We start from the raw sequence: 11,088 nt of genomic DNA, 5'->3' as shown, positions 1-11,088 counted from the left end.
GCAGGCGCCCGCTTTCGCGATGCACCGGCAAGGAGAACAACTTGCGAAACATCATCTATATCATTGGCCTGATCGTCGTGGTGCTGTTCATCCTGTCCGTGCTTGGACTGCGCTGATTTGCATCCGCTATCGTCGCCGCTCCGGTCCTGACGGCTGCGCAACGACACTTCGACTTCACTGACTCAACCCCCGAGCAGCATGCCCTCGACGAGGGCGTGCAATTCTTGCTGGAACTGTCCACCGGGTGACGGTGGGTGGGGGTCGGCGGTGATGGCGATGGATATCGCCCGCTCGGGAATGACGTACAGCGCCTGGCCGCCGAAGCCGCGGCCGTAGTAAACGCGCTCCCCGGCCAGTTCGGTGACAAACCAGCCGTAGCCATAGCCGTCGCCGGTCCACTGCGAGGTGCCGCGGGGCTGCCAGGAGGCCTCGACCCAGCCCTTCGGCAGCACACGTCGGCCGTCGATGACGCCGTCCAGGCGATAGAGCTCGCCGATCCTCACCAGCGCCCTCGGCGAGAGCCGCATGTCGTTGCCGCCGAAGTAGACCCCCTGGGGATCCCGGGGCCAGGCGGGTATGGCGATGCCCAGGGGCTCACCCAGCAGCCGCCGGGCCAGGGCCAGGGTGCTCTCGCCGCCGGCGCGAGTCAGCGCCGCCGAGAGCAGATGGCTCGAACCCGTGGAGTAGAGCATCCGGCCGCCCGGCTCATCGACGAAGGGGCGCGACAGGGCGTCGCGCACCCAGTCGGGGCTTGCCACCCAGCCGCCGTAGTTGGCGCCGGAGGTACGCTCGAGCCCGGCCTGCAGCGACAGCAGGTGACCGATGGTGATCTTTCGGACCCGCGGGTCGGCCCCGACCGGCACTCGGGAGCCGAGCAGTTCCGCCACGGGCTGGTCGGGGGAGTCGATCACGCCCTCCTGGATGGCGGCGCCGACCAGGGCCGCCAGCACCGTCTTGGAGAGCGACTTGATGTTGGCGGGCCGGTCGACCCCGGGCCCGGCATAGGCGCGCTCGAATCGGATCTCCCCACCCTCTGCCACCACCACGGCGTGCAGGCGCTCGAGGCGTGCGGCCTGGGCGTCGAGGTGCTCCAGACCGGCCTGGCCGAGCAGCGGCGGGCGTGAGGTCTCGTCGGCCTGCGCATGGCATGCCGCGACAACAGCCAGCATAATGACCGCCCCCAGCAGGAGGCGAAGGGCATTCAGGTGGCGCAGGGTCGGCATCGGGATTCCTTGTCCGCTTGGGTGGGCCCGATATTCGAGGCGCCGGCGGCCGCTGGGTTCCCTCACCCCATCCTTTATTGCCAGCGAGAGACCATGGCCAAGTTCGAATTGATCGGTACCGCAAGCATCCCCGGCAAGGGCAGCGAGCTGCGGCTGCTGCAGCGCAACGACGAGTTCTCCATTCGCATCGCCGGGACCCCGGGGGAGCTGATGAACACGCGCCTCCACGGCTCCGAGGATTCCCTGGCCGAGCTGGCCTGCCAGCGGATCGCCGACCGCCCCGGCGCCCGGGTGCTGGTGGGTGGCCTGGGCATGGGGTTTACCCTGGCCGCGGCGCTGGCCGGCCTGGGCGAGGACGCCGAGGTGGTAGTGGCTGAGCTGGTGCCGGGCGTGGTGGAGTGGAACCGTGGCCCGCTCGGCGCCGCCGCCGGCTATCCGCTGAACGACCCGCGCACCCGGGTCAGTCTGGGTGACGTGGGCGAGCTGCTGCGCCGCGAGCCCGGCGGGTTCGACGCGATCATGCTCGACGTGGACAACGGTCCCGAGGGGCTGACCCGGCGCGAGAACGACTGGCTCTACTCCCCCAAGGGGCTGGCCGCCGCCCAGCAGGCGCTCCGCCCGGAAGGCGTTCTGGCGGTGTGGTCGGCGGGGCAGGATCCGGCCTTCACCGAGCGCCTGCGCAGGGTCGGACTGCTGGTCGAGACGGTCACGGTTCGCGCCCATCGACCCGGCAAGGGAGCCAGGCACTGCATCTGGCTGGCCTATTGAGATGGTGACGCAAGAGGGACGAGACATGAGTGACAGGGATGCCGGTGAGCGGCTCTCCAAGCGGCTGGCCCGGGAGCTGCCCTGTTCCCGTCGCGAGGCCGAGCTCTACATCGCCGGTGGCTGGGTGAAGGTCGATGGGCGTACCGTCGAGGAGCCCCAGTTCAAGGTCGGCGATCAGCCCGTCGAGCTGACCCCTGGCGCCATGCCCCGGGAGATTCCGCCGGCCACGCTGCTGTTCAACGCGCCGGTCGACATCGGCGCCGGTGAGGTCAAGTCACAAGGTGAGGACCTGGCCAGGCGGCTGATCCGCAAGGCCACCCACTGGGACCAGGATCCCGCCGGTCAGGCACCCCTCAAGGCACACTTTCGTGGTCTGGCGACGCTGCTGCCGCTGGCCCTCGGCGAGGAGGGACTGCTGGTGTTCACCCAGGACCGCGGCGTGGCGCGCCGGCTCGACGAGGGTCGTGCGCGTCTCGAGGAGGAGTGGCAGGTGGAGGTGATCGGCAGCCTGGACGAGCGCCAGCTGGCGTCGCTGCGGGATGGCTCGGCGGTGCCCGGACGGCGGCTGGCACCGGGCAAGGTCAGCTGGCAGAGCGAGACACGCCTGCGCTTCGCGCTGAAGGGCATGGTGCCCGGCCAGCTCGAGCTGATGTGCCGGTCCGTGGGGCTGACCGTGGTCGCCACCCGGCGGCTGCGCATCGGCGGGGTGTCGCTGGGTCGGGTGCCGCTCGGCGAGTGGCGCTTTCTGAGACCCGGGGAGCGTTTCTGAGCGTTGAGCCGAGCGGGGGACGGTGCCTTTCCCCTGGGTGGCCTGCTCTGTATGCTGAGTTCTTGGTAGGCTGGATTTGAAGTAGGCTTGATTCGAAGTGCTTGGCCGTTCGGCCCATGCCGGCCGGTCCCGATCCCCAGGTTGAATCAGAGAGGATGCATCCATGTCGGAAACCTCCCAGACGTCACCGTTCAAGGATAATCGTGTCAGGGGGCTGGCAGGCGTCGCCGCCGTCGCCGTCATCTGGGCCATCGTCGCCCAGTCCAACTCCGGCTCCCATCGCGAGGCCCGTGAGGCCCTGGAATCAGAACTCGCCGCACTGGAGTCTCGTAACCAGGCCCTGGTCAGCCAGCTCGATGAGCGCGATGAAACCGGCGAGGAGATCGAGGCGCTGCAGGCGCGCCTGGCCGGGCTCGAGGAAGAACGCGATGCCGCCGAGGCTGCCATGGCCGAGGAGCAGGCCGAGGCCCGCGCCGAGCTGGAGCGCCTTAACGAGGCGATCGGCGAGGCCGAGACGCAGCTCGAGGCCCTCACCGATCAGCGCACTGCCCTCCAGGAGGAGATCGAGGCCCTCGAGGCGCAGCAGGCCGAGCTCCAGGCGTCCCTAGAGGCGCTGGGTGAGGAGGTCGAGGCCGTGAAGCAGGCCCGCGACGACGCCGATGCCGCCCGCCAGGACGCCGAGCAGGCCCGCCAGGAGACGGAAGCCGCTCGGCAGAAGGCCGAGGAGGCGCGCCAGCAGGCGGTTGACGTCCGTGAACAGGCCGAGGTGGCCCGCGATGAGGCCGATGCGGAGCTGGCAACGCTGCGCGAGCGGGTCGAGGAGACCGAGGTGCAGCTGGCCGGCGCCGAGGCCGAGCTCGAGGAGCGCCACGCCTACCTCGAGGCCCTCGAGGAGGAGATCGAGGCGCTGGAGATCTGGCGCGACGAGGTGGCCGAGGAGGTCGGCCAGGCACGCGACGAGCGCGACGGCGCTCGCGCCGAGGTGCAGGAGGCCCGCGCCGAGCGCGATGACCTGATGATCGCCATCGGTATCGGCCGCGACGAGGTCGCCACCATCGAGGCCGAGGCGGAGCGCCGCGAGCAGCAGCTCGAGCGCCTGGAGGCCCAGCTGGCCACCTGGCGCAGCGAACTGGCCGACCTGGAGACCAGCGTCACTACCGAGGAGACCGAGACCGACGAGGAGTAATCATCCCCTCGGGATGATGCCAATGCGACGGCGGGCCTCGGCCCGCCGTTTGCCGTCGGGGGAACCGGGACGGCGCCAGGCCTCATGGGTATACTGGCCCGACAGCGCGGGGCGACAACGTTCAGCCCCGACCGATAACAAGCGAGAGGAGCAGTCCGTGATCGAAGGGGTCAAGCATATCGTCGCCGTGGCATCCGGCAAGGGCGGGGTGGGCAAGTCCACCGTGACCGTCAACCTGGCGCTGGCCATGGCCGCAGAAGGCTACCGGGTGGGCATCCTGGATGCGGATATCTATGGCCCGAGCCAGGCCCAGATGCTGGGCGTGGGTGAGGGGGTGCGTCCCCAGTCCGCCGGCGAGAACCGCATGCTTCCGCTCGAGGCCCATGGCCTCCAGGCGATGTCCATGGCCTTCATGGTCGATGTGCGCGAGCCCATGGTGTGGCGGGGCCCCATGGTCGCCGGCGCTTTCCAGCAGATGCTGACCCAGACCCGGTGGGACAATCTGGACTTCCTGTTCATCGACATGCCGCCGGGCACGGGGGACATCCAACTCACCCTGGCCCAGAAGGTGCCGGTGGATGGCGCGGTGATCGTCACCACGCCCCAGGACATCGCCCTGCTGGATGCCCGCAAGGGCATCGAGATGTTCCGCAAGGTCAATGTGCCGGTGTTCGGCGTGGTGGAGAACATGAGCCTTCACGTCTGCTCGAACTGCGGTCACGCCGAGCCGATCTTCGGCGAGGGCGGCGGTGAGCGCATCGCTAATGAGTACGAGACACGCCTTCTGGGGAGGCTGCCGCTGGCGCTTTCCATTCGCGAGCAGGTCGACGGCGGGCGACCCACGGTGGTTGCCGAACCGGACGGCGAGGTAACCGCCACTTTCCGCGACATGGCTCGCCAGGTGGCGGAGCAGGCGCAGGGTCCGGCCGCCGAGGGGCCGAGCATCTCCTTCAGCGACTGAGCGAGGACGGCACCCAGGTGACGACCGTGCACGGGGCCGCTATCATGGCGGCCCCGCTGCCTGGTGCCCAGGCCCAAGACTTCACTTCAGCAGGAAACACCCCGATGAGCATCAAGTCCGACAAGTGGATCCGCCGCATGGCCGCGCAGGAGGGCATGATCGAGCCCTTCGAGGCCGACCAGGTTCGCTATGTGAACGATCGTCGGGTGATCTCCTACGGCACTTCCAGCTACGGCTACGACGTGCGCTGCGCCGATGATTTCAAGGTGTTCACCAATATCCACTCCGCGGTGGTGGACCCCAAGGCCTTCGACGACAAGAGCTTCGTCGATATCAAGGGCGATGTCTGCGTGATTCCGCCCAACTCCTTTGCCCTGGCGCGCACCGTGGAGTACTTCCGCATCCCGCGCAGCGTGCTGACCATCTGCCTGGGCAAGTCCACCTACGCGCGCTGCGGCATCATCGTCAACGTGACGCCGCTGGAGCCCGAATGGGAAGGTCACGTCACCCTGGAGTTCTCCAATACCACCAACCTGCCGGCCAAGATCTACGCCAACGAGGGCGTGGCCCAGATGCTGTTCCTGGAGTCCGACGAGGTGTGCGACATCTCCTACAAGGACCGCGGCGGCAAGTACATGGGGCAGCGCGGCGTGACGCTGCCCAGGACCTAGTTCCTGCGGAATCATCTGGCGCCAGGCGGCGCCCATCGCTTCAGGGTATCCGCACATAGCGCCCGGGGGCGTCATCCAGTGCGGGAAAGCGCTCGCTGCCGGGCGCCGGTGGGATGGTCTGACCGCTGGAGTGCTCGACCAGCCACTGCTGCCAGGCCGGCCACCAGGACCCCGCCTGCTCCGGCGTGCTCTGCAGCCAGGCTTGCGGGTCGAGAAAGCGCTCCCCCTGGTGCTGGGTGCGCAGACGGAAGCGGCGTTTCGGGTGGTCCGGCTCGCTGACGATGCCGGCATTGTGACCGCCGCTGGTGAGCAGGAAGGTCACTTCGTCGGCATTGGTGAGCAGGTGAATCTTGTAGACGGACTGCCAGGGCGCCACATGATCGGCGGTGGTGCCGACGGCGAAGATCGGCGCGCGTATGTCTTGGATTGCCACCGGGCGATGATCGACCTGATAGCGACCGCTGGCCAGGTCATTGTCGAGAAACAGCTGGCGCAGGTATTCGCTGTGCATGCGGTAGGGCAGCCGCGTGATATCGGCATTCCAGGCCATCAGCTCGTTCATCGGCTGGCGCTGGCCCAGCAGGTAGTCGTGCACCATTCTCGACCAGACCAGGTCGTTGGAGCGCAGGATCTGGAAGGCGCCGGCCATCTGGTGGCCGTCCAGGTAGCCCTGGTCCCACATCATGTTCTCCAGGTAGGCGACCTGACTCTCGCCGGTGAACAGCATCAGCTCGCCGGCCTCGGTGAAGTCCACCTGGGTGGCCAGGGTGGTGAGAGTTGCCAGGCGATCGTCGCCGTCGCGAGCCATGGCGGCGGCGGCGATGGAGAGCAGGGTGCCTCCCAGGCAGTAGCCGACGCCGTGAACTCGCGAGCTGCCGGTGATGTCGGTGACCACGTCCAGCGCCGCCATGGGTCCCAGCAGATGGTAGTCGTCCATGCCCAGATCGCGATCCTCCGAGCCCGGGTTGCGCCAGGAGATCATGAACACCGTATGGCCCTGGTCCACCAGGTACTCCACCAGCGACTTGCCGGGAGTCAGATCGAGCACGTAGTACTTCATGATCCAGGCGGGCACGATCAGCACGGGCTCGGCCTGGACCTGACGAGTGGTCGGCGCGTACTGAATCAGTTCCATCAGATGATTACGGTACACCACCTTGCCGGGGGTGACGGCCAACTGCTCGCCCAGCCGGAACGCCTCCGCTCCCACCGGGGGCTTTCCGGAAAGGGTACGCTCGTAATCTTCCAGGAAGTTCTGCCAGCCCTCGACCAGATTCCATCCGCCGGAGGCCAGGGTCGCATTCGCGATCTCGGGATTGAGCCAGGGGATGTTGGACGGCGAGGCGTGGTCCAGCAGCTGGCGCGTCACGAAGTTGATCACTCGCTCACGGGCGGGGGACACCCCCTCCACCTCGGTGGTGGCGTTGTGCCACCACTGCTGGGTCAGCAGGAAGGACTGATGGATCAGGTTGTAGGGCCACTGCTGCCAGGCATCATCGCGGAAGCGTCGATCCCGGGGCATGGGCTCGATGCAGGGCGGCGTCGCCGGATTCATGGCCAGGCGGCCAGCATACTGGGCGAAGCGGGTGGACTTGCGGGCAAGCTTTCCGGTGAGCTCCACCTGCTTGCCCGGCGATAGCGTCAGATGCGTCAGCCACTCGAAATAGACGCTGGCAAGCCCGGCGGGGGTAATCCCCGCCGTGACTCTCGCCAGGTTGGCCTTGAAGGCGCGATCCAGCGCGTGAGTGGCGTAGCCGCCGGGTTCGGGCCGCTCATCGGCTCCGGGAGACGGCGTGGGGAGTGCGGGCGGCGTGCGGGATTCAGGGGTCATGCGACTGCGCCTCCATGATGACGGGCAACTAGGGCTCACTCCCAGCCTAGCAAAACTCGCACGGCATCATGCTGTTCTGCTGTCACTCCTCGTCCAGTTCTTCTGCGGCGTCCGCGTGGGAGAGGCGCACGCCCTGAGGCGGCAGCGGCATGCCGTCCAGGGTGGCCCCGCCGGGGGTGAACTGCAGGCGACCCTCCAGGAACCACTTCACCGCGATGGGGTAGATCAGGTGTTCGCGAGCGTGCACCTTCTCCTTGAGGCTCGCCTCGGTCTCGCCCTCGGCCACGTCGACGGCCGCCTGGATCACCACCGGGCCGCCGTCGAGCTCCTCGGTGACGAAGTGTACGCTGCAGCCGTGCTGGGCCACGCCGTCGGCCAGGGCCCGGGCGTGAGTGTCGAGGCCCTGGTAGGCAGGCAGCAGCGAGGGGTGGATGTTGAGCATCCGCCCCAGGAAGCGCTGCACGACGCGCGCGGTGAGGATGCGCATGAAGCCGGCCAGCACGATCAGGTCCGGCTCGTGGCGCTCGATCACCTTGATCAGGGCGCTGTCGTAGGCCTCGCGGCTGTCATACTCGCGATGCGGCAGCACCACGGCGTCGATGCCGGCCTCCTTGGCGCGAATCAGGCCGTAGGCGGTGGGCTCGTTGGAGATCACCGCGACGATCTCGCCGCCAAGGCGGTCATGGGTCTGCTCGTCGATCAGCGCCTGCAGGTTGCTGCCGCTGCCGGAGATCAGCACCACCACCCGGCGGGCGCCTACCGGCTCCGAGGCGAAGTCGTTCAGGGTGTCGCTGGAAGCTCCGCTGTCGTTCATGCCTCGAGGTTCTCCAGCCGCACCCGGGGCTCATCGCCGTCCCGTGCGACGATCTCGCCGATGCGATGCACCGTCTCGCCCAGGGCCTGCAGGTGGGCCCGGGCCTGGTCGGCCTTCTCGGCCGGCACCACCACCACCATGCCGATGCCGCAGTTGAGTACCCGGTGCATCTCCTCCTCTGTGACGTTGCCCTGCTGCTGCAGCCAGTCGAACACCGCCGGGCGCACCCAGCTGGCCACGTCGACTCGGGCGGCGAGGCCTTCGGGCAGCACCCGGGGCAGGTTCTCGGTAAGGCCGCCACCGGTGATATGGGAGAGCGCATGGACCGGGACGCCGCTCTCCTTGATCAGCGACAGCAGCGGCTTGACGTAGATGCGGGTGGGCGCCATCAGGGCGTCGCCCAGGGAGGCGCCGTCGATGGCGGTATCGAGGCTGGCACCCGAGACCTCGAGGATCTTGCGGATCAGCGAGTAGCCGTTGGAGTGAGGGCCGGAGGAGGCGATGCCCAGCAGCACGTCGCCCTCGGCGACGCGCTTGCCGTCGAGGATCTCGGCCTTCTCCACCACGCCGACGCAGAAGCCGGCCAGGTCGTAGTCGCTGCCCTCGTACATGCCGGGCATCTCGGCGGTCTCGCCGCCGACCAGGGCGCAGCCGGCCTGCTCGCAGCCCGCGCCGATGCCGGTGACCACGTCGGCGGCGATGTCCACGTCGAGCCTGCCCGTGGCATAGTAGTCGAGAAAGAACAGCGGCTCGGCGCCGGCGACCACCAGGTCATTGACGCACATGGCCACCAGGTCGATGCCGATGGTGTCGTGACGACCCAGGTCCATGGCCAGGCGCAGCTTGGTGCCCACGCCGTCGGTGCCGGAGACCAGCACCGGCTCGCGGTAGCCGGCCGGCAATTCACAGAGGGCGCCGAAGCCGCCCAGCCCACCCATCACCTCGGGGCGGCTGGTGCGCTTGGCGACGTCCTTGATGCGGTCGACCAGGGCATTGCCGGCATCGATGTCGACGCCGGCATCCTTGTAGCTGAGCGAGGGGCGTGAAGAGGGGGAGTCGGTCATCTCGGGTCCTGTCGATAGGTCGTCGGCGTGGGTCGGCCATGCCGCCAGCACAGGCGTGGGGCAGGCTCGGGTGCTGAATCAAGATCGGATGCGGGATTGTAGCATCAAGACGTCGTGCAGGCAGCCGTGAGGGTGTCCCGGTGCGGCCCTGACAGGGAGAGAACGATGCGCAGAGAATGGTGGGTGCTGGCGGCGGCGGTGGCACTGGTGTGGCTGCTGCTGCGCCTCGAGGCGATGCTGATGCCCTTCATCGCCGGCATGATCCTTGCGTACCTGGCGGATCCGCTGGCCAACCGGTTGGAGCGCTGGCGACTGTCGCGGCCGCTGGCGGTCAGTGCGGTGTTCCTGATACTCCTGCTGATTCTGGCGTTAGGGTTGCTGGTGTTGATTCCGCTGCTGGTGCAGCAGCTGCGTCAGTTCGGTCAGATGATCCCGGGAATCTTCGAGTGGCTGGAGACGGTGCTGGGGCCGCAGATCCAGGCCTGGACCGGTTTCGACGTTGGCGGCGAGCTCGAGAACGTACAGGAGACAATGGCCGAGCACTGGCAGGATGCCGGGGGGTATCTGGCTCAGGTGCTCGGGCAGGTGGGCCGTTCGGGCATGGCCTTCGTCACCTGGGTGACCTATGTGTCGTTGATCCCGGTGGTGACCTTCTATCTGCTGCTCGACTGGAGCCGGCTGATGGCCAGCCTGCGCGACCTGCTGCCGCGGGGCTGGGAGGCCAACACGCTGCGCCTGGTCGGACGCTGCGATGAGGTGCTGTCGGCCTTTCTGCGCGGGCAACTGCTGGTGATGCTGAGTCTGGGGGTGATCTATGGCCTGGGGTTGACCCTGATGGGGGTGCGCTTCGGTGTGCTGATCGGGCTGATCTCGGGGCTGGCCAGCATCGTGCCCTTTCTGGGCTTCATCGTCGGGATCAGCATCGCGCTGGTGGTGGCCTTCTTCCAGTTCGGCTCCTGGCTGGCGCTGCTCGGTGTGGTGGCGGTGTTCAGCGCCGGCCAGGTGATCGAGAGCACGCTGCTGCAGCCCAAACTGCTGGGAGATCGTATCGGCCTGCATCCGGTGGCAGTCATCTTCGCCGTGCTGGCCGGCGGCAACCTGTTCGGCTTCACCGGGGTGCTGCTGGCGCTGCCGGCGGCGGCGGTGATCATGGTACTCTTGCGTGAACTCAACGAACGTTACAAGAACAGTACCTTGTACGATGCCACCCTGGCCCGACGCGACGACGAGGAGGCGCCATGAGCAGGGCCCCGGCGCAGCTGCCGCTGGGCGTCGGCCTGCGCGACGACGCCACCTTTGCCAACTACCATCCCGGGCCCAATGCCAGCCTGGTCGCTCGCCTGATGCAGCAGCTGGACGAGGGCGGCGAGCCCTATGTCTATCTGTGGGGCGGGGAGGGCGTGGGTCGCAGCCACCTGCTGCAGGCCGCCTGTCATGCCGCCTCGGATCGCGAGCTGCGAGCCCTCTATCTGCCCCTGGCCGAACTCGGCCACTTCCCGCCGCTGATGCTCGAGGAGATCGAGCGCCTCGATCTGGTGGCCATCGATGACATGGAGAAGGTGCTGGGGCGCAGGCGCTGGGAGGAGGCGCTGTTCCATGCCTTCAACCGCCTGCGTGATGCGGGCAAGCGCCTGGTGGTGGCAGCCGACGCCGCCCCCCGGCAGCTGCCGGTCACGCTGCCCGATCTCGCCTCGCGACTGACCTGGGGGGTCACCTTCCATGTTCAGGGGCTGGACGATGCCGGCTGCCTGGCTGCGCTGCAGCTGCGCGCCCGAGCACGCGGCATGGCACTGCCCGACGA

At 68.0% G+C, this 11,088-nt stretch carries 11 protein-coding genes; 7 read left to right on the top strand and 4 right to left on the bottom strand.

All coding sequences use genetic code 11. The features are described 5' to 3' along the window. Nucleotides 1–182 precede the first annotated feature (182 nt). Nucleotides 183–1,223 (bottom strand): serine hydrolase, encoded by a 1,041-nt coding sequence (locus tag IBX53_RS12190; RefSeq protein ID WP_290909594.1) that lies wholly within the window; start codon nt 1,221–1,223, stop codon nt 183–185. 93 nt (nt 1,224–1,316) lie between these two features. Between IBX53_RS12190 and IBX53_RS12185 the strand changes: the two genes are divergently transcribed. From IBX53_RS12185 to dcd, 5 genes are all read left to right on the top strand, one after another. Further along, nucleotides 1,317–1,991: a hypothetical protein gene (locus IBX53_RS12185; RefSeq protein WP_290909591.1), complete on the top strand. Its 675-nt coding sequence runs from the start codon at nt 1,317–1,319 to the stop codon at nt 1,989–1,991. Nucleotides 1,992–2,016: 25 nt separating this feature from the next. Next, a complete protein-coding gene (locus IBX53_RS12180) occupies nt 2,017–2,760 on the top strand; it encodes an RNA pseudouridine synthase (protein WP_290909589.1) in 744 nt (247 codons plus the stop codon). Between the two features lie 163 nt (nt 2,761–2,923). After that, nucleotides 2,924–3,946: a kinesin gene (locus IBX53_RS12175; protein ID WP_290909587.1), complete on the top strand. Its 1,023-nt coding sequence runs from the start codon at nt 2,924–2,926 to the stop codon at nt 3,944–3,946. Nucleotides 3,947–3,959: 13 nt separating this feature from the next. Then, nucleotides 3,960–4,907: an iron-sulfur cluster carrier protein ApbC gene (gene apbC / locus IBX53_RS12170; protein WP_367171610.1), complete on the top strand. Its 948-nt coding sequence runs from the start codon at nt 3,960–3,962 to the stop codon at nt 4,905–4,907. A gap of 104 nt (nt 4,908–5,011) precedes the next feature. Continuing rightward, nucleotides 5,012–5,578, top strand: a complete 567-nt coding sequence (gene dcd / locus IBX53_RS12165; RefSeq protein WP_290909583.1) for a dCTP deaminase — start codon at nt 5,012–5,014, stop codon at nt 5,576–5,578. Nucleotides 5,579–5,618: 40 nt separating this feature from the next. On the opposite strand, the gene IBX53_RS12160 is transcribed toward dcd, so the two are convergent. The 3 genes from IBX53_RS12160 to purM form a co-directional block, all read right to left on the bottom strand. Next, nucleotides 5,619–7,409 carry an alpha/beta fold hydrolase gene (locus tag IBX53_RS12160; protein WP_290909582.1) on the bottom strand — a complete coding sequence of 597 codons (1,791 nt, stop codon included), beginning with the start codon at nt 7,407–7,409 and terminating at the stop codon, nt 5,619–5,621. Nucleotides 7,410–7,491: 82 nt separating this feature from the next. Beyond that, nucleotides 7,492–8,223, bottom strand: coding sequence for a phosphoribosylglycinamide formyltransferase (gene purN, locus IBX53_RS12155; protein WP_290909581.1), 732 nt, complete (start codon nt 8,221–8,223; stop codon nt 7,492–7,494). Next, the gene (purM, locus tag IBX53_RS12150) at nt 8,220–9,287 is read right to left on the bottom strand and encodes a phosphoribosylformylglycinamidine cyclo-ligase (protein WP_290909579.1); all 1,068 of its coding nucleotides are present in this window, start codon (nt 9,285–9,287) and stop codon (nt 8,220–8,222) included. Before purM ends, purN begins: the two co-directional genes overlap by 4 nt. Nucleotides 9,288–9,452: 165 nt before the next feature. Here purM and IBX53_RS12145 point away from each other — a divergent pair, with 165 nt between their 5' ends. Both IBX53_RS12145 and hda read left to right on the top strand, forming a co-directional pair. Beyond that, entirely contained in the window at nt 9,453–10,529 is a 1,077-nt protein-coding gene (locus IBX53_RS12145) for an AI-2E family transporter (RefSeq protein WP_290909577.1), read from the top strand. Further along, on the top strand, nt 10,526–11,088 hold a 563-nt coding region (hda, locus tag IBX53_RS12140; protein WP_290909575.1), incomplete at its 3' end, for a DnaA regulatory inactivator Hda. The genes IBX53_RS12145 and hda, both read left to right, overlap by 4 nt.

It is taken from the genome of Halomonas sp., assembly GCF_014859505.1.
Lineage (GTDB): Bacteria > Pseudomonadota > Gammaproteobacteria > Pseudomonadales > Halomonadaceae > Halomonas.
This window is presented reverse-complemented; position numbering and strand designations above follow the sequence as displayed.